At 69.1% G+C, this 23,441-nt stretch carries 21 protein-coding genes; 14 read left to right on the top strand and 7 right to left on the bottom strand.

Annotated elements, in window-relative coordinates; genetic code table 11:
* The first annotated feature begins 432 nt into the window (after positions 1 to 432).
* From ACFULQ_RS28265 to ACFULQ_RS28240, 6 genes are all read left to right on the top strand, one after another.
* On the top strand, positions 433 to 1,248 hold the full coding sequence (locus ACFULQ_RS28265; protein WP_383548943.1) for an endo alpha-1,4 polygalactosaminidase: 816 nt from the start codon (positions 433 to 435) through the stop codon (positions 1,246 to 1,248).
* A 702-nt stretch (positions 1,249 to 1,950) separates the two neighbouring features.
* Positions 1,951 to 3,276: an ABC transporter substrate-binding protein gene (locus tag ACFULQ_RS28260; protein WP_383548941.1), complete on the top strand. Its 1,326-nt coding sequence runs from the start codon at positions 1,951 to 1,953 to the stop codon at positions 3,274 to 3,276.
* A gap of 11 nt (positions 3,277 to 3,287) precedes the next feature.
* Positions 3,288 to 4,226, top strand: coding sequence for a carbohydrate ABC transporter permease (locus ACFULQ_RS28255; protein WP_383548938.1), 939 nt, complete (start codon positions 3,288 to 3,290; stop codon positions 4,224 to 4,226).
* On the top strand, positions 4,223 to 5,116 hold the full coding sequence (locus ACFULQ_RS28250) for a carbohydrate ABC transporter permease (protein ID WP_383548936.1): 894 nt from the start codon (positions 4,223 to 4,225) through the stop codon (positions 5,114 to 5,116). The genes ACFULQ_RS28255 and ACFULQ_RS28250 overlap by 4 nt, the downstream gene beginning before the upstream one ends.
* Before the next feature lie 42 nt (positions 5,117 to 5,158).
* The gene (locus ACFULQ_RS28245) at positions 5,159 to 6,115 is read left to right on the top strand and encodes a carbohydrate kinase family protein (RefSeq protein WP_383548934.1); all 957 of its coding nucleotides are present in this window, start codon (positions 5,159 to 5,161) and stop codon (positions 6,113 to 6,115) included.
* On the top strand, positions 6,112 to 7,422 hold the full coding sequence (locus tag ACFULQ_RS28240) for an alpha-glucosidase/alpha-galactosidase (protein WP_383548931.1): 1,311 nt from the start codon (positions 6,112 to 6,114) through the stop codon (positions 7,420 to 7,422). Before ACFULQ_RS28245 ends, ACFULQ_RS28240 begins: the two co-directional genes overlap by 4 nt.
* A 222-nt stretch (positions 7,423 to 7,644) precedes the next feature.
* Here ACFULQ_RS28240 and ACFULQ_RS28235 read toward each other — a convergent pair whose 3' ends face one another.
* The 3 genes from ACFULQ_RS28235 to ACFULQ_RS28225 all read right to left on the bottom strand — a co-directional run bounded on the left by ACFULQ_RS28235 (position 7,645) and on the right by ACFULQ_RS28225 (position 9,303).
* Positions 7,645 to 8,433, bottom strand: a complete 789-nt coding sequence (locus ACFULQ_RS28235; RefSeq protein ID WP_383548928.1) for a peptidoglycan-binding protein — start codon at positions 8,431 to 8,433, stop codon at positions 7,645 to 7,647.
* A complete protein-coding gene (locus ACFULQ_RS28230) occupies positions 8,430 to 8,591 on the bottom strand; it encodes a hypothetical protein (RefSeq protein WP_383548925.1) in 162 nt (53 codons plus the stop codon). Before ACFULQ_RS28230 ends, ACFULQ_RS28235 begins: the two co-directional genes overlap by 4 nt.
* A 103-nt stretch (positions 8,592 to 8,694) precedes the next feature.
* Entirely contained in the window at positions 8,695 to 9,303 is a 609-nt protein-coding gene (locus ACFULQ_RS28225) for a peptidoglycan-binding protein (RefSeq protein ID WP_383548922.1), read from the bottom strand.
* 467 nt (positions 9,304 to 9,770) lie between these two features.
* Between ACFULQ_RS28225 and ACFULQ_RS28220 the strand changes: the two genes are divergently transcribed.
* Positions 9,771 to 11,045: a prolyl oligopeptidase family serine peptidase gene (locus ACFULQ_RS28220; RefSeq protein WP_383548919.1), complete on the top strand. Its 1,275-nt coding sequence runs from the start codon at positions 9,771 to 9,773 to the stop codon at positions 11,043 to 11,045.
* 182 nt (positions 11,046 to 11,227) lie between these two features.
* Here ACFULQ_RS28220 and ACFULQ_RS28215 read toward each other — a convergent pair whose 3' ends face one another.
* From ACFULQ_RS28215 to ACFULQ_RS28205, 3 genes are all read right to left on the bottom strand, one after another.
* Entirely contained in the window at positions 11,228 to 11,461 is a 234-nt protein-coding gene (locus tag ACFULQ_RS28215) for an ATP-binding cassette domain-containing protein (protein ID WP_383548916.1), read from the bottom strand.
* 134 nt (positions 11,462 to 11,595) lie between these two features.
* Positions 11,596 to 11,967, bottom strand: a complete 372-nt coding sequence (locus tag ACFULQ_RS28210) for an STAS domain-containing protein (protein WP_383548914.1) — start codon at positions 11,965 to 11,967, stop codon at positions 11,596 to 11,598.
* Between the two features lie 295 nt (positions 11,968 to 12,262).
* On the bottom strand, positions 12,263 to 12,700 hold the full coding sequence (locus tag ACFULQ_RS28205; RefSeq protein ID WP_383548911.1) for a MarR family winged helix-turn-helix transcriptional regulator: 438 nt from the start codon (positions 12,698 to 12,700) through the stop codon (positions 12,263 to 12,265).
* 136 nt (positions 12,701 to 12,836) lie between these two features.
* On the opposite strand from ACFULQ_RS28205, the gene ACFULQ_RS28200 reads away from it, so the two are divergent.
* Together ACFULQ_RS28200 and ACFULQ_RS28195 are read left to right on the top strand one after the other, a co-directional pair.
* On the top strand, positions 12,837 to 14,357 hold the full coding sequence (locus tag ACFULQ_RS28200) for an MFS transporter (protein WP_383548908.1): 1,521 nt from the start codon (positions 12,837 to 12,839) through the stop codon (positions 14,355 to 14,357).
* 63 nt (positions 14,358 to 14,420) lie between these two features.
* Positions 14,421 to 16,022, top strand: coding sequence for an aldehyde dehydrogenase family protein (locus ACFULQ_RS28195; protein ID WP_383548905.1), 1,602 nt, complete (start codon positions 14,421 to 14,423; stop codon positions 16,020 to 16,022).
* Positions 16,023 to 16,257: 235 nt separating this feature from the next.
* Here the strand turns inward: ACFULQ_RS28195 and ACFULQ_RS28190 are convergent, their stop codons facing one another.
* Entirely contained in the window at positions 16,258 to 17,481 is a 1,224-nt protein-coding gene (locus tag ACFULQ_RS28190; protein WP_383548902.1) for an ROK family protein, read from the bottom strand.
* A gap of 219 nt (positions 17,482 to 17,700) precedes the next feature.
* On the opposite strand from ACFULQ_RS28190, the gene ACFULQ_RS28185 reads away from it, so the two are divergent.
* The 5 genes from ACFULQ_RS28185 to ACFULQ_RS28165 all read left to right on the top strand — a co-directional run bounded on the left by ACFULQ_RS28185 (position 17,701) and on the right by ACFULQ_RS28165 (position 23,418).
* A complete protein-coding gene (locus ACFULQ_RS28185) occupies positions 17,701 to 18,852 on the top strand; it encodes a Gfo/Idh/MocA family protein (protein WP_383548899.1) in 1,152 nt (383 codons plus the stop codon).
* Positions 18,849 to 19,769, top strand: coding sequence for a sugar phosphate isomerase/epimerase family protein (locus tag ACFULQ_RS28180; protein ID WP_383548897.1), 921 nt, complete (start codon positions 18,849 to 18,851; stop codon positions 19,767 to 19,769). The genes ACFULQ_RS28185 and ACFULQ_RS28180 overlap by 4 nt, the downstream gene beginning before the upstream one ends.
* A 35-nt stretch (positions 19,770 to 19,804) precedes the next feature.
* The gene (locus ACFULQ_RS28175; protein WP_383548894.1) at positions 19,805 to 20,914 is read left to right on the top strand and encodes a Gfo/Idh/MocA family protein; all 1,110 of its coding nucleotides are present in this window, start codon (positions 19,805 to 19,807) and stop codon (positions 20,912 to 20,914) included.
* Positions 20,915 to 20,928: 14 nt separating this feature from the next.
* A complete protein-coding gene (locus ACFULQ_RS28170) occupies positions 20,929 to 21,816 on the top strand; it encodes a sugar phosphate isomerase/epimerase family protein (protein WP_383548891.1) in 888 nt (295 codons plus the stop codon).
* 93 nt (positions 21,817 to 21,909) lie between these two features.
* Positions 21,910 to 23,418 (top strand): ABC transporter substrate-binding protein, encoded by a 1,509-nt coding sequence (locus ACFULQ_RS28165; RefSeq protein ID WP_383548888.1) that lies wholly within the window; start codon positions 21,910 to 21,912, stop codon positions 23,416 to 23,418.
* Positions 23,419 to 23,441 lie beyond the last annotated feature (23 nt).

The following is a 23,441-nucleotide window of genomic DNA, read 5'->3' as shown; positions in this document are numbered from 1 at the left end:
CGCATCAACGTGCTCTTCGCGATGCTCCGCGACGGCACCTTCTACGAACCCCGAACCCCACGCCTCGCTTGACCAAAGACATAGAGGCACCCCCCCGGAGCCCCCAGCAGTCCCGTCGGCCTACACCCTGGCCGCGTCGCTCGCCATGCATTCGGCCCGGGTGCGCCGCCGTCTGCTCGACGCGGTGACGGTGCGTCAACTGTCGCGCGCTCCCGAGGGGCCGACTGGCCGTGCAACACCGGGACTCCAGTGGTGCGTTGACATCCTCACAGGTGGTCGCTTTACTCCTCGGCAGACGCTGGAGCCACGCTCCGCGTGCAGAGGTACGCCCAGCCGGTATGCAGGCCCTCGCGCCGCGAGCCCGGCCCGAGTCGCCAGGACGCCCCACGTGTCCGAGGCGGGGACGTGCCCGCGTCCTCTGGAGCTCACCGCATGAGCAACCTGAACACCGCCTCCCGCAAACTCACCGGCGCTGCCATCGGCGCCGCGGCCCTGATCGGCTCTCTGCTCGTCCAAGTGCCCTCGACGCAGGCCGCGACCGTGACCCCGCCGCCCACCCATGCGGCCTTCGACTACCAGATCGGCGGCGCCTACACCCCTCCGAGGGGTGTCAAGGTCGTCACTCGTGACCACACGGCCTCCCCGGCGGCGGGCCTGTACAACATCTGCTACGTCAACGCCTTTCAGGCGCAGCCGGGAGCCGAGAACGACTGGGACGCGGACTTGTTGCTGCGCGACTCCGCGGGCAAGGTCGTCTACGACGAGGACTGGGGCGAGGCCCTCCTCGACGTCAGTACGGACGCCAAGCGGCAGCGGATCGCCGGCACGATCGGAGCCCAGATCGACGGCTGCCGGAGCAAGGGCTTCCAGGCTGTCGAGCCCGACAACTACGACAGTTACACCCGCTCGGGGAACCGCTTGACGGCGAACAACGCACAGGCATTCATCAAGCTGCTGTCCGCTCGCGCCCACGCGGACGGCCTGGCCATCGGCCAGAAGAACACCTCCGAACTGGCCGGCAATCGCAAGGCCAATGGCCTCGACTTCGCCGTGGCCGAGGAGTGCGGCCAGTACGACGAGTGCGGCGACTACACCAGTGCCTTCGGTAACAACGTGATCGTGATCGAGTACACCGACGCCGGCAGGTCGAAGGCGTGCCGGGGGTGGGGTGGCACGCTGAGCATCGTCCAGCGCGACGTGGACGTCTCGCCGGCCGGTGCCGGCGGGTACGTCCGCAAGACCTGCTGAGCGTTCCTTTCCTGGACCTGTCGAGCGGCCGTTGACGTTGCCCGACAGTCCTGGAGGGCGGGCCTGTGACGGCTCGGTGAGGTGTCACAGGCCAACGCTCACAGCCCGACCAGTGCTCAATCATGCATATTTCATGGGCGTTTCAAGCAGGTTCGAGCACGTCCGCCTCTTGACAGCCACCTATCGCCGTCGTTTAACTCCTCGCCAACGCCGTAGTCGAAGCACTCGGCGGGAGAGGTACGCCCAGCCGGTAGCTGGCCCTGCGCCACAAGCCCGGACTGAGTCGCCAGGACCCCATCGGAGTCCGAGGCGGGGTCGTGCCCACCAGGATCTGGGGCCCGGACATGATCCTCATCTGCGCGACTCCCCCCAGCCGCCGTGACACGGCGGCCGCGCCTGGACGCGCTCCTCGCGCTCACCGACCCACTCGGTCCCGCGAGGCCCGCACCCGACCCGCCTCGCCTCACCTGAGGCGCGCGGTGCCGGCGGCAGCGCCACGGCCACCGTCCGGCTTGCAGCATCGGCGGCGCTGAGCACCGCCCGCAGCGCTGAGCACCACCCGCCTCGACGCCACGACGGACGCCGGCCGGCCGCACACCCGCCCCGCCGAGACGACCGACCTCAGCCGTGGGTCAAGCGTCGTACACCCAACGCGCATCCCGCGCGGAGACACCTGTCCCACCGCTCCACACCGGAGGAACCATGCATGCAGCCACCCGCAGCGCGCCGCCCGCACGCCGCGACGTGCTGCGCACCGGCGCGGCCTGGGCCGCCGCGGCGGCCACGGGCCTGTCGGCCGCCGGCTGCGCGGCGGGCGACGACGGCGTCAGCGCCGACGGCACCGTCACCATCGAGATGTGGCACGGTCAGACCGACACCGGCAAGAAGGCCCTGGAATCCCTGGTCGCCGCCTTCATGCGCAGCCATCCCCGCATCCGGGTCGAGCTGGGCGGGGGAGTCCTCGCCGACTCGATGCTCCAGAAGGTGACGGCCGCCCTCGCCGCCGGCTCCTACCCGGACATCGCCTACATCTTCGGTTCCGACCTCGCCAGCGTCGCCCGCGGCCCGCAGGTCGTCGACCTCACCGACATGGTCGGACACGCCCCCACTCCCTGGGGGACCTACTGGGAACCGGCACGCGCGGCCGTGACCGTCAACGGCCAGGTGCGCGCCGCGCCCGCGCTGCTGGACTCGCTCGCCGTGGTCTGCAACAAGAAGCTCTTCCGGCAGGCCGGCCTGCCGCTGCCGGAAACCGGCTGGCGGTGGGACGACTTCACCGCCACCGCCAAGGCGCTCACCGACAGCGGCGGCGGCCGCTTCGGCACCGGCTGGCCCGGCGTCGGCGACGAGGACACCGTCTGGCGCCTGTGGCCCATGATCTGGGATCTCGGCGGGGATGTCGTCGCCGACGACGGCAGGCACATCGGCTTCGCCGACGCCGGGACCCGCGCCCTTGAGGTGGTGGCCACCCTGGCACGCGACAAGAGCGTCTACATCGACCCGAAGCCGGGCAGCGAGCAGATGTACCAGGTCTTCGCGTCCGGCCGCATGGGCATGGTCGTCACCGGTCCGTGGCAGTTGCCCGACATCCACCAGGCGAAGATCGACTATCACGTCGTGCCACTGCCCAGCTTCTCCGGCCGGCCGGTGACCATCAGCGGACCCGACACCTGGACCGTGTTCGACAACGGCGGCGCCCGCACACGAGCCGCCAAAACCTTCGTGACCTGGCTCATGCAGCCCGCGCAGGACGTGCGCTGGGACATCGACGCGGGCAGCCTGCCCCTCAGCCGCCGCACCCGCGACCTGCCCGCCTGGCGGCACAAGGAAAGCGGTACCGAGGGACTGGGGGTGTTCACCAAGGCCCTCGACACGGCAAGGGCACGCCCCGTCCACGCCGCCTACCCGCAGATCTCGCAGGCTCTCGGCCAGGCCATCGTCGCCGTGCTGCTGGGACGGAGCAGCCCCACCAAGGCACTGCGCGCCTGCGCCGCCGACGCCAACGCCGCACTGCTCATCCCGCGCTGAGGAGCCCCGTCATGTCGCGACTTCCCACCCCGATCACCGTGTCCGGGCCCCCGGACAACCGGCGAGCACTGCGCCGCAGACGAACCGGCGAAGCCGCCCTGGCCTGGACGTTCGTTTCCCCCGCCGTCCTGATCATCATCGGCCTGAGCGTCGTACCCATCATCTGGTCGCTGCTGCTGTCCTTCCAGGCCGATGACCTCGTCACCCCCAGCCGCTGGGTGGGACTGGACAACTACCGTGCCCTCGCCGAGGACCCGCACTTCAGCCAGGCGCTGCGCAACACCCTGCTGTACACCGCGCTGTACGTGCCTGCCAGCATGGTGCTCGGCCTGTTCCTCGCGCTCGCCCTCAACCGTCGTATCCGCTTCGTCGGGCTCTACCGCACCCTGTACTTCGTCCCGTTCGTCGTCTCCGCGACCGCGCAGGGCGTGCTGTTCTCGTTCATCCTGGACCCCGAGTTCGGTGCCGCCAACGCCGTCCTGCACCACCTCGGAATCCCGTCCCAGGGCTTCCTCACCGACCCCTCCCAGGCACTTCCCGTACTCGTCGCGATCAGCCTGTGGAGCGGCACGGGCTTCTGCCTGGTCATCTACCTCGCGGCGCTCCAGGACGTGCCGGCCTCGTTGATCGAGGCGGCCCGGCTGGACGGTGCCGACCGCCTCCAACTCCTTCGCCACGTCACCCTTCCCGCGCTCAGGCCCGTCACGGTGTTCCTGCTGCTGTGGCAGACCATCGAATCCCTCCAGGCGTTCGACCTCGTGTACGTCACCACCAAGGGTGGCCCGCTCGGCTCCACCACGGTGATCGTCTACTTCATCTGGCAGCAGGCCTTCCAGAACGCCACCGCCGGATACGGGGCCGCCTCGGCCTACGTCCTGGCCGTATCCCTGGGTCTGATCGGCCTGATCCTCCAGCTCCTCCGCCGCCGCGTGCAGGGGGCCTCCGCATGACCACAGTCTCCGCCCCGCCCGACGCCGCGCAGGCGGCTTCCGCCGCCCCCAGCCGCGATGTACGACAGCGCACGCCGCGACTGCCCTTCAGCCCCTGGCACTTGCTGCTCGCGCCGATGGCCTTGCTCTTTGCCGTCCCCTTCATCTGGCTGGCGCTCAGCTCGGTGATGAGCAACGCCGAGATCAACCGTTTCCCGCCCGCGCTGTGGCCCTCTCACCTGGACCTGGGCGGCTATCGCTACGTGCTGGGCAACGCGATGTTCCCTCGCTGGTTCGCCAACTCCTTCCTCGTCAGCCTTGTCACGGTCACCGCGAACCTCGTGCTCGGTACCCTCGGCGGCTACGCGTTCGCCCGGATGCGGTTCGCCGGCTCCCGGCTGCTGCTCGGCCTGATGCTGGCCACGATGGCGATCCCGTTCCAACTCACCATGATCCCCACGTTCCTGGTGATGAAGCAGCTCGGCCTCATCGACACCCTCGGCGCGCTGATCGTGCCGTCCCTGGTCACGCCCTTCTCGGTGTTCCTCCTGCGCCAGTTCTTCCTCTCGCTGCCACGCGAGCTGGAGGAGGCCGCCTGGATCGACGGCTGCTCACGCCTCCACGTGCTGTGGCGGATCGTGCTGCCCCTGTCCCGGCCGGCCCTGAGCACGGTGGCGGTCCTGACGTTTCTCAGCACCTGGAACGACCTGACCTGGCCGCTGATCGCCATCAACCACGACACCCAGTACACGCTCCAGCTCGGCCTCACGACCTTCCAGGGCCAACACCACACCCAGTGGGCCGCCGTGATGGCCGGCAACGTCATCACCGTGGTGCCGGTCCTGCTCGCCTTCCTCGGTGCGCAGAAGGCGTTCATCCAGTCCATCACCTCCACCGGTCTCAAGGGCTGACCCCGTTCGCCCCCGACACACCCCTCAGGCAGGAACACCTCAATGCCGCACCCATACGACCTGCTGGTCATTGGTGACGCCAACCCCGACGTCGTCGTCGGCCCGCTCGACGGCCCGCTCGCCTTCGGCCAGCGCGAACAGCTGGTGCCCACCGGCACCCTCACCGTCGGAGGATCCGGCGCGATCGTCGCCTGCGGGGCCGCCCGCCTCGGGCTGAGCGTCGCCTTCGCCGGCCGGGTGGGCGACGACGACGCGGGCCGCTACATGCGCGACCAGCTCGCCGCCCACGGCGTCGACACCGAAGCGCTGCGGCTCGACCCCGGCCGTCCCACCCCCATGACGGTCGTGCTCACCCGCGGAGACGACCGGGCCATCATCACCGCCCCCGGCACCCTGACCGCGACCACGGCCGACGACGTACCCGCGCCACTGCTGAAAGCCGCGCGGCACGTGCACGCGGCCTCCTACTTCCTGATGCCGCAACTCGCCGTCGCACTCCCGGACCTTCTGCGCACCGCACGCCGGCACGGCGCCGGCACCTCCCTGGACACCAACGACGACCCGGCGGGCCGGTGGGAGGCCTCAGGTCTGGACGCGGTCCTGGCCCACACCGACTTCCTGCTGCCCAACGCCGCCGAAGCCCGCCGCCTGGCCCGGCTGGACACCGACGACCCCGCCGAGGCCGCCGCGCGGCTGGCCCGCCGCGGACCGGTCACCGCGGTCAAGAACGGCGCCGACGGCGCCCTGTGCCACGACGGCGAACGGCTCTTCACCACCCGGGGCATCCGGGTCCAGCCCCTCGACGCGGTCGGTGCCGGGGACAGCTTCGACGCCGGATTCATCGCCGCACTGCTCGACGAGACACCCCTGCCGGAGGCCCTCCGCTTCGCCGCGGTCTGCGGAGCCCTGTCCACCCGTGCTCACGGCGGTACCACCGCACAGCCCACGCGGGACGAAGTCCTCGCCCGCCTGTCCGAGACCGAGGAAGCCGCCGTATGACCACCCCCAAGATCGCTTTCGTCGGAGCGGGCAGCGTCGTCTTCACCCAGGGACTGCTCGCCGACCTCCTCGCGTTCCCCGAACTGAAGTCGGCGCACATCGCGTTGCACGACATCGACAGCGAGCGTCTGGCCACCGCGTACGCCGCTGCCATACAGATCGCGGACACCCTCGGCGCCCATCCCACCGTCACCGCGAACACCGACCGCCGCAAGGCCCTGGCGGACGCCGACTTCGTCATCAACATCGTGCAGATCGGTATGGGCGAGGCCACCCGGACCGACTTCGAGGTACCGGCCCGCTACGGCGTACGCCAGACCATCGGCGACACCCTCGGCATCGGAGGCATCTTCCGCGCCCTGCGCACCTTCCCGTTCCTGAGGGAACTGGGGCGTGACATCGCAGAAGTCTGCCCGCAGGCCTGGCTGTTGAACTACACCAACCCCATGGCCATGAACGTCCAGTACCTGACGCAGGCCACCGGCCTGACCCGGGTCGTGGGACTGTGCCATTCGGTGTACTGGACGATGCGCGATCTCGCCGATCTGGTCAAGGTCCCCTACGAGGAGATCAGTTACCACGCCGCGGGCGTCAACCACCAGGCATGGGTACTGCGCTTCGAGCACCAGGGCAGGAGCCTCTACCCGAAGCTTGACGAACTCATCGCCTCCGACAGCCAGTTGCGCCGAAGGGTCCGGGTCGACATGTACCGCCGGCTCGGCTACTACCCGACGGAGACCAGCGAGCACTCCTCCGAGTACGTTCCCTGGTACCTGCACCACAGCAGCGAAGTCGAACGGCTGCGGCTACCGATCGGCGAGTACCTCAAGATCGTCGACGAGAACGTCGCCACCTACGAGAAGACCCGCGAAGCGCTGGCCGCAGGAACACCGGTCGCCGTCGAGGGGACGATGGAGTACGCGCCCCAGATCATCCACAGCATGGTCACCGGCACCCCGCGCACGGTCTACGGCAACGTCCCCAACCGGCATCTGATCGACAACCTGCCCGGGCACGGTGTCGTCGAAGTGCCGTGCCTCGTGGACTCCCTGGGCGTCCAGCCGACCCGGGTCGGCTCCCTCCCGCCCCAGCTGGCAGCGCTCAACCGCACCTACCTGAGCGCGAACGACCTGGTGGTGCGGGCGGCGATCGAGGAAGAACCGCGGCACATCAGACACGCGGCGATGACCGACCCCGCCACGGCCGCGGCCCTGCCGGTCGAGGACATCTGGCGCCTGTGCGACGACATGGTCACCGCCCACGGCGACCTCCTCCAGCCGGGGCTGCGCGTCCGCCTCGCCCCGTAGGCACCGTGATCGGCGGGCCGCCCGGGCCGGCCCGCCTACCGGACCACATCCAAGGGTGTAGCCCGGTGTGACCTTTAACTTTCCGCTACCACTGGGACTTTGAAACAGCCCTGGGTCCTACTCCGGGCAGCAGTGCCGAGAACGATCCATATCTCGGCACACGATGACGCTGGAGACAGGCAGGATGAGGCCCTGTCCACCGTTCTCACATTTCCTCGACGCTCACACGTTGGGGACCTGTAGCTTGTCCCAACTGGTCCTGCCGGGTATGCCGTTGGCGGCGGCCCCTTCGAAGCCGAGCTTCTGTTGCCAGGCGGCGTATGACTTCACGTCGCCTGGGCCCCATACGTCGGCGTTGGCGTGGGACTGGTACCGGTCGCAGCCTTTGGCGACGAGTCGGTGGTGCATTGCGGCGATGATCGGCGACTTCCGGCCGGTGTGGAAGAACGACGCGCCAGGGAACGGCTCGGTGCTCGACACACGGACCGGGTGTGAACCCTTGAAATGGTCGTACGCCTCCTGGGCCGCCGCGAGGACCTGGTCGTAGAGCGTGTCCATGTGCGGACCGGCGCAGGCGGTTGAGGACCAGTGGTGGTGGTAGAAGAGGTTGTCTGCGCCAGGGCGTTCGCCGATCACCTTGGCGAAGAGCCAGCCGGCGAGCCGTGCGGCGTTCTTCCATGTGATCTCGGAGACCTTCCAGGCGGGCCCGAGCGTTTCGTTCGCCATTTCGATGCTGATCGATCTCTGGTTGCCGACCGTGTTTCCGACGGCCCAGGCGTACTCGTTCACTTTGACGTACTGAGCGACGGCACCGGCTGCGTCCACGTCGAAGTGCGCTGAAGCGGGACGCGTTTTCCAGACGTCGAGTACACCCTGGTGCGAAAGTCGGCCGCCGTTGTGGTGCAGCGTGACTGACGTCTTCCTGTAGGCCTTGTGGGTGACGTGGCCCGTCGCGCTGAGTTTGTCGATGAAGTTCGAGACGGGGCGGTCGTAAGCGATGGTGGCGGTCACTTGAGGGCCTCCGTTTCGTTCTCGACCCCGTCATCGGCGAAGGCGACGAAGTCGCTTGGCGGAAGGTCATCGAGGTTGTCGGTGCCGGGTCCGTCGGCGGTGTCGGTCCTTTCGCGGGCCGCCTTCACGTCCTCGTGGTCGAAGTTCTTCTCGGGCATGACGCAGTCCTTCCACTCACCACTGTTATGTGTCGCCGGCGGTTCGACCTGCGGCCGGGGACGAATTCTCTCGTCGCCGTAGGGAAGAGCACGGGGGGTTTGATCAGACGTTGGGGACCTTTAGTTTGTCCCAACTGGTTCTGCCGGGTATGCCGTTGGCGGCGGCCCCTTCGAAGCCGAGCTTCTGTTGCCAGGCGGCGTATGACTTCACGTCGCCTGGGCCCCATACGTCGGCGTTGGCGTGGGACTGGTACCGGTCGCAGCCTTTGGCGACGAGTCGGTGGTGCATTGCGGCGATGATCGGCGACTTCCGGCCGGTGTGAAAGAACGACGCACCCGGGAACGGCTCGAACTTGGCATGGTCGCCATCCATGTACTGCTTGTAGGCCCCGTTGGTGAACGTGGACCACTGGTTCCAGTCGTGTGCGTCCTTGATGGCCTTTGCCGTCGTGGCGTTGTAGAGCGGATCTTTGAGTTTTGCCTCGACCCTGAGTGTGTCCGGTGGGGAGAACTGCCCCGGGTGCTTGAGCGAGCGAATCTGGAACAAACCAATGGACGGCCCCCACTTGTCGTCGACCAGATCCTTGTCCCCGATGACGACCGGGTTGCCCTTCGACTCTGCCATGGCGACGGCCGCGGCGATCTTGATATCGCTGCCGGTGAACCCTGCCTGTGTGGCGAGTGCGCGCAGCTCCGCCAGGCTCATTTTCATTTCCGACGCCCCTCTCCGCCGCTGCGACCCATTCCTGATGGGCGCTCAACACCTGAGACCGGGATCCTTGTCGCTGCGCATCTGTGGGGGCGAACAGTTTTGCGAAGCATGAAAGATCGGCATTTCTAAGATATTGCAAGGTCAGGCATGGGGCAAGCGCAATGTCGAGGCGCTGGTGCACGGTTGAACGAAATCGCCGCGTACCTCGATCTGGCGTTCGTTCACAACTGTCCGGCTGAAGGCCCGACACCGATGCGTCGGCCGTCCGCCGCGTCCTGCCCGCCTGATCCTGCGACAGGTGTGGCTGCGTCAGTCGCGTCTGACTATTGACTATTGCCGTCAAGAGAGGTCTGGTCGTGTGAGCCTCGGCAGACGGGGTCGACCGTTTGCGCTTCTCGGTAGCGAGCCGCCGAGTTGGGCGCGAACCGGTCGTGGTGAAGCCTCCGAACCCCCAACAAGGAGTCCGCATGGCACCGCACATCAGCCGTCGTACCGTACTGACCGCCGGAGCGACCGCTGCCGGCCTGTCCCTGCCCGGCGTTGCCGCGCACGCGGACGACCGTGCCACCACCAGCGTGAGATTCACCCTGAACGCCCAGGTGCTCGACGGCGGAGAACAGGTCACGTCGATCATTCTCAGGACCTCCCGGCTCGGCCCGATCGACCCGGCCGGCCTGACCACCGACACCTTCAGCGTGCACGCCAAGGCCGTCAGCCCGTTTCCCGTCGCCCCGGACGACATCATCTTCGGCGAGTACGACCTCGACCGTACGGTGACCGCGGTCCGGCTCGACCACCGTGGCGACATCGTGCTCGAACTGAGCCATGGCGAGGGGCAGTCCGGGGGCGGCACGCTCGGCTACCTCGCACGCGCGGGCCGCAACGTGATGCTCGACCTCGCCTACACCCTCACCCAGCATGCCCCGATCCCGTTACGCAACGGCCGGACGATCACCATCGACAGCTTCGCGCAGGACCCGCGAGTGTCGGACCCCGAGGTGGATGCTTTCAGCTCGCACATCTCCGGCTCGGGAATGAAGTACCGCCTGTACTCGCCCACCGCCTCCCACGCTTCCCGGCACAAGAAGCGTCCGTTGATCCTGTGGCTGCACGGCGGAGGTGAGGGCGCCTCACTGCCCAACAACTACTACGACAACGAGACCACGCTGCGCGCCAACCGCGGTGCCCTGGGCTTCGCCACCCCCGAGGCACAGCGCATCTTCGACGGCGCCTACGTGGTCGCCCCGCAGAGCACCTCGTACTGGATGGAGGACGGCCCCCGCTTCGCCCCCCTCATCCACGAGATCATCAGCGATGTCACGCGCCGCAACCACGTCGACCGCAACCGGATCTACGTCGCGGGCTGCAGCAACGGCGGTTACATGAGTCTGAAGATGACCACCGTCTATCCCGCTCTGTTCGCCGCATCGGTTCCGATCTGCGGCGTCGTCGGGTCGTTCCCGCCTGGCGGTGCAGCCCTGATCCCCGACAGCGACCTGGCCCGGATCAGTACCCCCACCTGGCTCGTCACCTCCGGCGACGACACCACGGTGGACCCGCAGGCCAACACCGTGCACGCGTATGACGTGATTCCCCGTTCGCTGATGACGCTCTACGACAACGTCGTCTGGAACGGCTACCAGTTCAACGGCCACTGGTCGTGGATCTACGTGGCTCGCAACGACCCCAGCATCAACGGGACTCACGTCTGGCAGTGGATGGCAGCCCGGCACCGCCACTGACAGTTGGGTGAAGGGCGGTTGCGGGAGATCACCGGCAGGCTCCCGGGCCGATCGCGGCGAAGAACCGTTCCAGGCGCGATTCGCCGGAGTGGTCGAAGACCGTCTCGGGCGGGCCCTGGACCAGGATGCGGCCGTGGTGCATGAAGACCAGCCGGTCCGCGACCTCGCGGGCGAAGCGCCGCCTAGGTCGGTTCGTCGAAGAGCAGCACGCGTGGAAGACGGTGACGGCGCTGGGCGGCGAGTTCACGGTCCTTGCCGCCCATGAGCCGGCCGTCGATCTCCACACTGCCCTGGTCGAGTCGTTCCAGGTGGTTGAGCGTGCGGACGAGGGTGGTCTTGCCCGAGCCCGAGGGGCCGATGACGGCCACCACCTCCCCGCGGTGCACATCGAGGTCCACCCCGTCCAGGACGGTCACCGGTCCGAACGATTTCCGCAGTCCCCGCGCTCGTACCACCACTTCGCCCTCGTGCGCGGTGCGGGGCCGCGTCCGAGTGCGGGGGCGGTTCACGCCGAAGCCGCCGGCTGAACCGGCATCGCGTCATGGCGGTGTCAGGTGGTGGCGTCGTCGATCGACGGTCGCAGGGTGAGGACGCTGTCGGCTCCGGTCATCTCCAGGACGCGGCGCAACTGCGGGGCCGGCGCCGCGATGCGCAGGTCTGTCTCCTGGTTGATGCGCAGTAGCAGGTTCAGGAACGTGGAGTCCGCGAAGGTGATGCCGGAGGCGTCCACGATCACCTTGGTGTGCTGGGACGCCGCGGTCTGCAGGGCTTCGGCGAACGGGGTGATGGAGTCCATGTCGAAGACGCCGTGGGCGACGATCACCCAGGCGTCGTCCCGTTCGTACTGAACGAGTTCGATCTGTTCCGGTACATACCCGTTGACCCGGCCAAAGGAGCTGCGGCTGTCATCGGCGGCGCTCATGGCGGCCAGTATGCCCGCCGATCGGTAACGCAGGGGTTTCGCGAACGCCACGGATCGCGCCCCCCGTCATGTGCCCGGCACAGGCCCCGGCACAGGCCCCGGCGTGAGCAGGCCGCGAGGGCCGAGGCTGGGGCCCACCCGATCGAGTCGGAGACCGACGAGACCGCCGGACGCGACCGGCCCTCAGCCGGCGTGTGGTGGGCCCGGCCCCCGGGCTCGCCGGCGATGCCGGTGCCCAGGGTGAGCCGGCCCCTGGCGTTCAGGTCCCCGATGGAGAGGAGTCGCGGCGGCGAACTCAGCTGTCGAGAACGCGCCTGATGTGGTCGTCGGCGGCCGACTCGAAGGACCGGATCTTGACCAGCAGATCTCTGAGCTGCTGCTGCTCTTCCGTGGAGAGCTTGAAGATCGGTGAGCGTTCGAAGAGCTGGGCGAGGATCTCGTGGTACAGCGTGTCCCCGCGCTCGGTGAGCCGCAGCACGCGCCGGCGGCCGTCGGTGGGGTGGGGAAGGCGTTGCACCAGGCCCATCGCGACGAGCCGGTCGGCGAGCAGGGAGACGTTCGAGGGGTCGTAGTTCAGCTTGGCCGCCAGCTCGCGCATCGACATGTCGCTGCTCGGCTGGAGAACCCACAGCATCGTGATCATGGGCTCGGTGAGCTCGGTCTGCCTGAGTGCCAGTTCGGTCTGCCGTCGGACCAGGTCCGAGGCGGAGACCACCAGCCGCAGCAGCCTCACTTGCTCGGCTTCTTGATCAGCCTCTGGTCGCATCGCGGGTCCTCCAGTCCGTATCCAAGCAGTTTCTTGACTTCATTGAATCACTCATGCTTATATTCGAGCAACTCATTGAGCAACTCATTGATTGGATCCTGCTATGGACGCGCAAGCTGGAACGGCGCCGAGCGGCGCCTCTTCGGGGAAGTCCGCGTCGTCCGCGGCGAGCACGCAGTCCGTACCCGACCGGCGTCGCTGGTGGGTCCTGGCGGTCATGTCACTGGCGCAGCTGATCATCGCGCTCGACGCCACCGTGGTGAACGTCGCGCTGCCCGAGGCCCAGCGGGCGCTCGGCTTCTCCGATGCCTCGCGCCAATGGGCCATCACCGCCTACGCGTTGACCTTCGGCAGCCTGCTGCTGATCGGTGGCCGCATCGCCGACACGCTGGGGCGGCGCCGGACCCTGCTGATCGGCCTCGCCGTGTTCGGGATCGGCTCCGCCCTCGGCGGAGCGGCCGGCAGCTTCGGCGTCCTGGCCGCCGCCCGCGCGCTCCAGGGTGTCGGCGGCGCACTGCTGGCACCGGCCGCCCTGGGCACCGTCCAGGCCACCTTCACCCGGGCCAACGAACGCGCCCGCGCCTTCAGCGTCTTCGGCACCGTCGCCGGCCTCGGAGCCGCCGTGGGCCTGCTGCTGGGCGGCCTGCTGACCGAACACCTGAACTGGCGCTGGACGATGTACGTCAACCTCGTCCTGTCGGCCGTCGCGGTCGTCGGCACCCTGCTGACCGTCAGGGCCGACCGGCCCACCACCCGGGCCCGCATCGACGTGCTGGGCACGGTACTGGTCACCGGCGGCCTGTTCGCCCTCGTGTTCGGGTTCAGCCGCGCCGAGGTCAACGGCTGGTCCGGCACCTCCACCTGGTCCAGCCTCACCGCGAGCGCCGTCCTGCTGACCGCGTTCCTCCTCTGGCAGGCACGGGCCAAGGCACCCCTGATGCCGCTGCGGATCTTCGCCGACCGCAACCGCTCCGCCTCGCTGCTCGCCCTGCTGCTGGTCAACACCGGAGTGTTCTCGGCGTTCCTGTTCCTGACCTACTACCTCCAGGTCACCCTCAAGTACAGCCCCGTCGAGACCGGACTGGCCTTCCTGCCGCTGATCGGCGGCACACTCGCCGGCTCCGTCCTCGCGCTGAGCGTCTTCCCCCGCTTCATCGGCCCCCGCGTCAGCATCCCGGCCGGCATGCTGCTGGCCGCCGTCAACCTGCTCTGGCTCACCCAGCTCGACGCCACCAGCAGCTACACCCAGAGCATCCTGCCGGCCCTGGTCCTGCTCGGCGCCGGCGTCGGCATCATCTTCCCCACCGCCACCAACCTGGGCACCAGCGGCGTCCAGGAAAGCGACCACGGCGTCGCCGGCGCCCTGGTCAACACCACCCAGCAGGTCGGCGGATCGGTCGGCATCGCCCTGCTGAGCACCCTCAGCGCCTCCGCCACCGGCACCTACCTCGCCGCCCACGGCACCAGCGCCACAGCACTCCAGGACGCCGCCCTGCACGGCTACTCCGTCGCCTACGCCGTCGCAGCCGGCATCTTCGCCGGAGGCGCCCTGCTCAGCGCCCTCCTCTTCCGCAACGGCATCCCCGACGAGATCCGCAGCGGCGAAGCCCCCGTCGTCCTCTGACACCCCCCAGCACAACACCTCCCCGGCACCACAGCACGCCCCACCCCTGACAAGGAGAACACCATGCACGCGTCCAAGGCCCTCGAGACCCTCAAGCCCGACGTCTGGGCCGCCACTTCGCTGAAGCAGCGGCTGCAGCTGCTGGAGCAGGTCCAGCGCAACATGGCGCAGTACGCCGAAGAACTCGCCGAGGCCGACGGGACGATGAAGGACGGGCTGGTCGAGCAGCAGGTGTTCTCCGTCGGCCTGAACCTGAACTCGACCGTGGGTCTGATCGGCGGCACCATCGCGGCCACGGTCGACCTGTACCAGTCGATCCTGCGCGGCAAGCCCCTGACCGCCAAGCAGGTCACCGCGATCGGCGACGGAACCTACGACATCGAGGTCTACCCCCAGACCCGCAAGGACGGGATGACCGCCGGTCGGCAAAGAGGGCACCTGCGGGTCAAGGGAGAGCCACACCAGGTGGATCCCCTGGCAGGGGCTCCCGGAGTCGTCGCCGTGCTGGGCGCGGGGAACTACAGTGCCTCGACCGAGTCGATCAAGGCGCTGTTCTGGGACAACAAGACGGTCATCCACAAGCCCCATCCGCTCAACGCCGGCAGCGACGCCGTCTGGCAGAAGGTCTTCGCACCGCTCGTCGAGATCGGAGCCCTGGCCTACTGCGACGCCGACCAGGGCACTGAGCTCACGCAGTTGCCCGGGCTCACCGCGATCTACTTCACCGGCAGTGCAGCAACCGCCCAGGCGATCATGGCCGGCACCGACACTCCCGTCGTCGCCGAGTGCGGTGGGAACAACCCCTGCATCGTCGTACCGGGCGACCGGCCCTGGACCGACAAGGAGATCGCCCACCAGGCGCAGCAGTACGTCTCCCTCGCGAAGATCAACGGAGGGGCCGTGTGCGGACGCGCCCAGACCCTGGTCACCTCCAGGCACTGGCCGCAGCGCGAGCAGTTCCTCGATGCCGTCCGCAAGGCGTTCACCGAGGAGACCCCCGCCATCAGCAGCTACTACCCCGGCAGCAGCGTCGCCAAGGAACACTTCGCCGCCCACTACCCGCAGGCCGAGGTGCTCGTGCCCGAGAACGGCAGGCAGGCGGCCAGCGAGGGGCTGTTCATCACCGGCGCCGAGCCGGACGGCTTCGCCGCGGCGAACGAGGCCTTCTGCCAGGTGATCGCCGAGATCCCGCTGGACGTGCCCGCGGACGCGGACGAGTTCCTCGCCCAGGCGGTCGCGTACTGCAACGACGGCCTGCTCGGTTCGCTCGCCTGCATGATCGTCATCGACGAGGACACCAAGAAGGCCCACCAGGCGGCCCTGGACACCGCGATCGACGACCTGCGCTACGGAGCCATCGCCGTCAACACCATCCCGGCACTGCTCTTCACCAACCCCTACCTGGTCTGGGGCGGCGCCGACCGCGACGGCGAAGTCGTCTCCGGGCACGGCAACTTCGGCAACCTGCTCGGCTACGCCAACGTGTACAAGGCGGTCCTCTACGACCAGTTCGTGTCGATGACCCACTTCCTCTACAACAAGAAGGCGCCGTTCGACCGCCTCATGGCCGCCAACGCCCGCTACACGGTCCAGCCGACCTGGCTCAACCTCACCAGGATGGTCGGCTCCGCCACCCGCGCGAACATGGCCCGCAAGGACTTCTGACCTACGGCCCCGCCGCCTCAGCCGCTGCCCAGGACCGGTGCTCGGCGTCGAACCAGTGAGCACGACGGCTGGCCCATCCTCTCTGTGAGGGTGGGCCAGCCGTCGTCCCGTCGGTCGCTCGCTCTTCTCGCATCCGGGATGCCTCCGTGCTCACGCCATCGCCCTGCCGTCCGACGGCGAGCCCACCCCAGGCGACAGGCGACAGGCGACAGGCGACAGGCGACTCGCCGTCGCCTCACCGCCCCTCGGCCAGCAGTCGGGCCAGTCCTGCCGGACTGAACACCTCCTGGGCGGCGAGGGCGATGCCGCCATGCAGGCCGGCGCTGCCTCTCAACCGGCTGGCGGTGATGGTCAGTTTGCGGGTGGCCAGGGGGAGGGCCCGCTGGTACACGGCGGCCCGTACGGCCGAGACCAGGTCGTCGCGGAGTTCGCTGAGCGGTCCGGCGAGCACCACCGTGCGGGGGTTGAACATGTGGACGAGCATGGCCACGACCTCGCCGATCTCGGTGGCGGCCTGGCGCACGGCGTGCAGGGCGGTGGGGTCGCTGTCGGCGATGCGCCGGGCGAGCTCCCGGGTGCCGAAGAGGGCGTCGTCGTCGGTCGACTCGGGGATGCCGAGGCCGCGCAGCACCGCCTTGTGGGAGGCCAGGGCGCCCACGCAGCCGACGTTGCCGCAGGCGCACAGCGCGGTGCCGCCGCCCACCGCCCGGATGTGTCCGATGTCGCCGGCCGCGCCGTCGGCCCCCCGGTAGAGGTCGCCGTTCTCGGTGACCAGACCTGAGCCGATGCCGCTCGCGATCTTGATGCAGAGCAGCGGGGTCTCCATCGCGCCCCGCTCCGCCTCGCCGAGAGCCATGAGGTTGACGTCGTTGTCCACGATGACGGGTGCGTGGAAGCGCTCCCGCATGTGCTCGGCCACCGGAAAGCCGTCCCAGCCGGGCATGCCGGTGGGTTGTACGGCGCAGCCCTGCTGGAAGTCGACCGGGCCGGGCAGGCCGATCGCGATCTGGCGTACCCGGCCGGGGTCGCAGTCGTGCCGTTCCAGGAGTTCCCGCAGTCGTTCGGTCACCGTGGCGAGCACGGTCTCCGGGCCCGCGCCGATCCGGACGTCCACGCTCTCCTGGACGATCACCTGGCGGGTCAGGTCGGCGATGGCGATCCGGGTGGTCGAGGTGTCCACGTCGGCGACGATCACGGTACCGGCCCGAGGGCTGATCGTGAGCACGCGCGGAGGGCGGCCGCGTACCGACCTCCTGGACTCGACCTCCTCCAGGATGCCCGTGTCGACGAGTTGGTCGACCTGCTGACCCACGGTCGAGCGGGCCAGACCGCTGCGGCGGGCGATCTCCGCCCGGTTGGTCGCCGCTCCCGAGACCACGAGATCCAGGACCCGGCGCAGCGCCAGGGGTACCGAGGGAGAACTGCTTGCCTCCGTGCCGTAACCATCGTCTTTATGCATTCCATTGAACTTAATGGCGCACCTTTGCGCCCGTCAATAGGTTCACGATCCTCCAGGTCACAGAGGATCTTTGAGGACATGACTGCCGAGATTCAACCGAATTTAGGCCTTGAAAAAAATTAAATGACCCCTCTTGTGTGCGATGTGCGAACTAAACGATGGTGATGCGCAACGCGGCGTTCAGACCGTGGACGAATGCCGGACAACGGAGGTGCAGCGGTGAGTGGTTCGATCCGGGCGGTGGTGGTCGGGGCCGGAATGATCGGCGCCGTGCACGCCGCCGCGATCCGCGCCGCGGGCGGCGAACTGGCCGGTGTGGTGGCCTCCGACCCCGCGCGCAGCGCCGCGGCCGCCGAGGCCTGGCAGGTGCCGGCCCGGTACCCCGACCTCGCCTCCGTGCTCGCCGACGACAGCGTCTCGGTCGTCCACATCTGTACGCCGAACAATGTGCACGTACGGCAGGCCGAAGCGGCGCTGGCCGCCGGCAAGCACGTGATCTGCGAGAAGCCCCTGGCCACCTCGGCCGCCGACGCGGAGCGACTGACCCGGCTCGCGGAGGAGTCCGGGCTGCTGCTGGCCGTTCCCTTCGTCTACCGGTACCACCCGCTCGTGCGGGAGATCCGCGACCGCAGGCTGCGCGGCGAGTTCGGAGCCTGGCAGCTGATCCACGGCAGCTATCTCCAGGACTGGATGCTGTCGGAGAACGCGATGTCCTGGCGGGTCGACCCGGCCGACGGCGGACCGTCGCGGGCGTTCGCGGACATCGGCTCGCACTGGTGCGATCTGGTCGAGTGGGTCGCCGGAGTCCGCTTCGGCGAGGTGAGCGCGCGACTCGGCACGACGGTGGCGACCCGGCCCACGGGTACCGGCACCAGTTTCGCGACCGCCTCCACCGGACCCCGTGCCCGGGTGCGCACCGAGGACGTGGCCGCCGTGCTCCTGCGCACCGACGAGGGTGTCCTCGGCACGCTGACGGTCTCCCAGGTGTCCGCAGGGCGCAAGAACCGGCTGTGGTTCGAGCTGGACGGTTCCTCGGGCAGTGCCGTCTTCGACCAGGAGAGCCCCGAGACCGTCTGGCTCGGCGCGGCCGACGGGGCGCGGGTGCTCTTCCGCGACCCGAACCACGGCTCGGCCGAGCAGCGCCGCCTCTCCCGCCTTCCCGCCGGCCACGCCCAGGGCTACGCCGACTGCTTCGCCGCCTTCGTCACGGACGCGTACGCGGCTGTCCGCGGGGAGAAGCCCGAAGGCCTGCCCACCGGGGCGGACGGGCTCCGCTCCGCCCACGTCGTCGAGGCCGTCCTGCGGTCCGCGGCCTCGCACGCCTGGACCGACGTCCGTTCCGTATCCGCAGTTCTGGAGACCAGCGCATGAAACTCGGCATGCTCACCGCCTGTCTGCCCGCCCTCTCCCTCGCCGAGATCGCCGCCTGGGCCGGCGACGCCGGGTACGAGGCGCTGGAGGTCGCCGCCTGGCCCGCCGTCGGAGGACGTGACTTCGAGGCCTCGCACCTGCCGGTGGCCCGCTTCGACGCCCGCGCCGCCGAGGAGACGAACGCCCTCATGGCCCGCCACGGCCTGGAGATCTCCGCTCTGGCGTACTACGAGAACAACCTCCACCCCGACCCGGAACGCAGGGCGGAGATCCACGACCACCTGAGGGCGGTCATCGACGCGGCGGCCGCGCTCCAGGTGCCGTACGTGGGCACGTTCGTGGGCCGGGACTGGACCCGGCCGGTGGCGTACAGCCTGGAGGAGGCGGAGAAGGTCTTTCCCGGGCTCGTGACCTACGCGGCCGACAGGGGCGTACGGATCATCATCGAGAACTGCGTGATGGAGGGCTGGCACCCCGACGGCTACCCGGGCAACCTCGCCTACTCCCCGGAGCTCTGGGACTGGATGTCCGCTCTCGGCCTGTACCTCAACTGGGACCCCTCACACCTGACGTGGATCGGCGTCGACCCGGTCAAGACCATCGCCCCGTACGCCGACCGCATCGTCCATGCCCAGGCCAAGGACCTTCAGATCCTGCCCGGCGCGGCCGACCGCTACGGCTTCTTCGGCAAGGCGGTGCGGCGCGAGGACCCCTGGGACACCGGCTGGTGGCGATATCGCGTCCCCGGACGCGGTCAGGTCGACTGGGCGGCCGTCGTGGACGCCCTGTACGAGCACGGTTTCACCGGCACTCTCTCCGTCGAGCACGAGGACCCCGTCTGGGGCGGCACGGAGGAGAGGGTCAAGACCGGCCTGGAGATCGCGCATCGCACGCTCCGGCCCCTGATCGTCGCCTGACGGTCCGTCAGTCCATCACCCACTTCAGGAGATTCATGGAACGGCAACACGCGCGGCACCGCATCGGGATCCTGGGCGCCGGCAACATCTTCGGCCGCTACATCGAGGGCCTGCGCACCTTCCCGGAGCTCGACGTGGTCCGTGTGGCCGACGTGGACGCGGCCCGTGCCCGGCGGGCCGCGGACGAGTACGGCATCGCGGCCTGGGGTGACGGCGATGCACTCCTCGACGACGACTCCGTCGACATCGTCGTCAACATCACGCCGCCGCAGTTCCACGCCAAGACGGTCATCGCGGCGCTGGAGGCGGGCAAGCACACCTACGTCGAAAAGCCGCTCGCGGCCACGGTCGAGGAGGCCCGTGAGGTCCTCGCCGCCGCCGCGGGCACCACGGCGCTGCTGGGGTCGGCCCCTGACACCTTCCTCGGCAGCGCCGTGCAGACCGCCCGGCACGCGATCGACGCCGGCCTGATCGGCGAACCCGTCGGAGCCACGGCCTTCGTGCGGTCCAGCCGCGCCGAGACCTGGCACCCCGATCCGCGCGCCTTCTACGGTCCCGGTGGCGGCCCGGTCCTCGACATGGGCCCCTACTACCTGGCCGCCCTCGTCAACTGCCTCGGCCCGGTCGCCCAGGTCGCCGCCGCCACCCGCGTCGGCGCCCCGACCCGCACCGTCAGCAGCCCCGAACGTGTCGTGGACGAGGTCACCGTCGAGGTCCCCACCCACGCCTCGGCGACCCTGACCTTCGCCAACGGCGTCATCGGCACGACCCTGATGAGCTTCGACGTCTGGGACACCGAACTGCCGCGCATCGAGATCTACGGCACGGAGGGCACCCTCGCCCTGCCCAACCCCAACTTCTTCGACGGCGACGTGCGCCTGAAGCGCCACGACGACGCCGACTGGAGCGTGCTCACCCCGGTCACGGAACTCTTCGGCGCCGTGGGCACCCCCGAGCAGCACCGCCGGGGACTGGGCGTGCGGGACCTCGCCGAGGCCATCGGCGGCGCCCCCCACCGCGCCACCGCGGACTTCGCCTTCCACGTCCTGGAGGTTCTGGCGAGCTTCCAGACCTCCCAGCAGGAGAATCGATTCGTCACTCTGGCGAGCACCTGCGACCGCCCCGCACCACGCCTCGCCCAGTGAGAGGACCCCGCACCATGAAGATCAGGCAGGACCGCCTCGCCATCAACCCCCTGCAATGGGTCGCGAGCGCCGACGGCTGGATCGACCCCGGCCTCGCCCCGCCGCTCGACACACAGCTGGCGGCCATCAGGGACGCGGGCATCACGGCCCTGCACAGCGCCGTCCCCGCCGACCTGGCCCCGAAGGACTACGCCGAGCGGCTGGCCGCGTACGGCATCAGCCCCGCACCCGGCTACATCCCCGTCCGGCTCACCGAGGACGCCACCGAGCGGCAGACGTTCCGGGACACCGCGGCGCGCGTCGCCGCCCAGCACGCGGAGCTCGGCGTGCCCACCGTCTTCCTCGCCATGGGGATGGCCAAGGACGCCGAACGAGTGGCCCGGCCCGCGGTCGGCCACCGGGCCGAACAGGGGCGGCTGGAGCGCGTACGCGATCTGCTCGCCGAGATCGCCGGGATCATCCGCGCCGAGGGCATCACCCCGGCCTTCCACCCGCACGTGGGCACGTGGGCCGAGACCGAGCTGGAGACCCGTTTCATCCTGGACACCGTCGACGCCTCCCTCCTCGGTTTCGGGCCGGACATGGGCCACCTGGCCTGGGCGGGCGCGGACCCCGCCCAGCTCGTGCGCGACTACGCGGACCGGGTGGCGAGCGTCCACATCAAGGACCTCGACCTCGGGCTCGCCGCCGAGGCCAGGGACGCGGGCTGGGACTACCGCAAGACGGTGCTGGCGGGACTGTGGTCGGAGCCGGGCCACGGAAACGCCGACATCGACGGGTTCGTCGCGGCCCTGCCCGACGACTTCGACGGCTGGCTGGTCATCGAGGTCGACAGGGGAGCCCGGCCGACGCCGGAGGAGAGCGTGCGCCTGTGCGGCGAGTGGGCCGTGGGACGGGCTTAGCCGTGGACGAGTTACGCGGGCCGCGCACGGCCATCAGCGGGACGACCCGGGGGATCAGCAGGAGCCGAGGACAATGAGACACGTGGAGAGAACATGCGCAAGACAGCGGCCCTCGTCGGTGCCGGACTTCTGACAGCGACAGTCGCGGCCTGTGGCGGCGGCTCCCAGGCGGCGGGCGGGGACAAGACCCTCACCCTCGCCGAGTCCGTCACAGCCACGCCCTGGGACCTGGCCCAGGCCAGCATGGGGCCCGAGGCCCAGTACTACCAGCCGGTCTACGACACCCTGATCCGGCTGAACACCGCGGGGGAGCCCACCCCCAACCTGGCCACCTCGTGGTCGTACGACAAGGCCCAGACCACCCTGACCCTGAAGCTTCGCGAGGGGATCAAGTTCACCGACGGCACCGCCCTGGACGCGGACGCCGTACGCAGGAACTTGCTGCACACCAAGAGCGGCACCGCGAGCGCCGCGGGCGAGATCCAGGACATCACTGGCGTCGACGTCGTCGACACCCACACGGTCGCCGTCAGGCTGAGCCACCCCACCGCGGCCCTGCTGCCCGCGCTCGGCCAGGTCCCCGGCATGATCGCGAGCCCCAAGACGCTGGACAACCCCAAGACCCCCGTGGGCTCCGGGCCGTACAAGCTGGACAAGGCGACCACCACCGCCGGCCAGACGTACACCTACGTCCGCAACACGGACTACTGGAACACCAAGGCCTTCCCGTACGACAAGATCGTCATCAAGTACCTGTCCGACCCCGCCGCCCGCACCAACGCACTGCTGTCCGGCCAGCTCGACGGGGCCACCCTCAGCCTCAGCCGGGTGGCGACCGTCAAGGGCCGTGGTCTCAGCGTCGTCACCTACCAGCCCGGCGACGTCGAGGGCCTGTACATCTGGGACCGCGCCGGCAAGAAGGTGCCCGCCCTCGGCAAGGTGAAGGTCCGGCAGGCGCTCAACTACGCCTTCGACAAGCAGGCCATCATCAAGTCGGCCAAGACCGGGCTCGGCACGCCCACCACGCAGGTGTTCGCCAAGGGCGAGGACGGCTACCAGGCCGCCCTCGACGACACGTACAGCTACGACCCCGCCAAGGCCAAGAAGCTGCTCGCCGAGGCCGGCTACCCGAACGGCTTCTCCGTCACCGTCCCCGACATGTCCTCGATCTTCCCGCAGGAGCAGGCGGCGCTCACCCAGTCCCTCAAGGACATCGGCATCAAGGTCAAGCTGGACACCCTCCCCAGCGACCAGATCTTCAGCGCCATGCTCTCCGGCAAGTACGCCATGTCCTACTTCAAGCTCGGCGCGCCGACCTCCTGGGACAAGATCCAGCTCCAGCTGACGAAGAAGTCGACCTGGAACCCCTTCAAGTACGACGACCCGAAGGCCGACGACCTCATCGACCGCATCGGGCAGGCGACCGGCGCCGAACGGACCTCGCTGATGACGCAGCTCAACTCCTACGTCGTCGACCAGGCCTGGAACGCCCCCTGGGACGTCCTCGCCAACGCCTACGCGACCGCCAAGGACGTCAAGGTGACGCCCCAGCCGGGATCCCAGTACCCGCCGATCTACAACTACGAGCCGGCGGCGAAGTAGCCGCGGTCGCGTTCCGACGCACG

This window comes from Streptomyces sp. NPDC057253 (assembly GCF_042669125.1).
Classification (GTDB): domain Bacteria; phylum Actinomycetota; class Actinomycetes; order Streptomycetales; family Streptomycetaceae; genus Streptomyces.
Note: the sequence above shows the minus strand (reverse complement) of the source record. Positions and strands in the feature narration are given on the sequence as shown.

What these genes read in the sequence shown, in the direction of transcription:
- ACFULQ_RS28195 (WP_383548905.1), top strand. Translation starts at nt 14,421, where the DNA reads ATGCACGCGTCCAAGGCCCTCGAGACCCTCAAGCCCGACGTCTGGGCC.
- ACFULQ_RS28260 (WP_383548941.1), top strand. Translation starts at nt 1,951, where the DNA reads ATGCATGCAGCCACCCGCAGCGCGCCGCCCGCACGCCGCGACGTGCTG.
- ACFULQ_RS28250 (WP_383548936.1), top strand. Translation starts at nt 4,223, where the DNA reads ATGACCACAGTCTCCGCCCCGCCCGACGCCGCGCAGGCGGCTTCCGCC.
- ACFULQ_RS28210 (WP_383548914.1), bottom strand. Translation starts at nt 11,967, where the DNA reads ATGAGCGCCGCCGATGACAGCCGCAGCTCCTTTGGCCGGGTCAACGGG.
- ACFULQ_RS28170 (WP_383548891.1), top strand. Translation starts at nt 20,929, where the DNA reads ATGAAGATCAGGCAGGACCGCCTCGCCATCAACCCCCTGCAATGGGTC.
- ACFULQ_RS28225 (WP_383548922.1), bottom strand. Translation starts at nt 9,303, where the DNA reads ATGAAAATGAGCCTGGCGGAGCTGCGCGCACTCGCCACACAGGCAGGG.
- ACFULQ_RS28245 (WP_383548934.1), top strand. Translation starts at nt 5,159, where the DNA reads ATGCCGCACCCATACGACCTGCTGGTCATTGGTGACGCCAACCCCGAC.
- ACFULQ_RS28220 (WP_383548919.1), top strand. Translation starts at nt 9,771, where the DNA reads ATGGCACCGCACATCAGCCGTCGTACCGTACTGACCGCCGGAGCGACC.
- ACFULQ_RS28180 (WP_383548897.1), top strand. Translation starts at nt 18,849, where the DNA reads ATGAAACTCGGCATGCTCACCGCCTGTCTGCCCGCCCTCTCCCTCGCC.
- ACFULQ_RS28240 (WP_383548931.1), top strand. Translation starts at nt 6,112, where the DNA reads ATGACCACCCCCAAGATCGCTTTCGTCGGAGCGGGCAGCGTCGTCTTC.
- ACFULQ_RS28265 (WP_383548943.1), top strand. Translation starts at nt 433, where the DNA reads ATGAGCAACCTGAACACCGCCTCCCGCAAACTCACCGGCGCTGCCATC.
- ACFULQ_RS28175 (WP_383548894.1), top strand. Translation starts at nt 19,805, where the DNA reads ATGGAACGGCAACACGCGCGGCACCGCATCGGGATCCTGGGCGCCGGC.
- ACFULQ_RS28230 (WP_383548925.1), bottom strand. Translation starts at nt 8,591, where the DNA reads ATGCCCGAGAAGAACTTCGACCACGAGGACGTGAAGGCGGCCCGCGAA.
- ACFULQ_RS28255 (WP_383548938.1), top strand. Translation starts at nt 3,288, where the DNA reads ATGTCGCGACTTCCCACCCCGATCACCGTGTCCGGGCCCCCGGACAAC.
- ACFULQ_RS28200 (WP_383548908.1), top strand. Translation starts at nt 12,837, where the DNA reads ATGGACGCGCAAGCTGGAACGGCGCCGAGCGGCGCCTCTTCGGGGAAG.
- ACFULQ_RS28165 (WP_383548888.1), top strand. Translation starts at nt 21,910, where the DNA reads ATGCGCAAGACAGCGGCCCTCGTCGGTGCCGGACTTCTGACAGCGACA.
- ACFULQ_RS28190 (WP_383548902.1), bottom strand. Translation starts at nt 17,481, where the DNA reads ATGCATAAAGACGATGGTTACGGCACGGAGGCAAGCAGTTCTCCCTCG.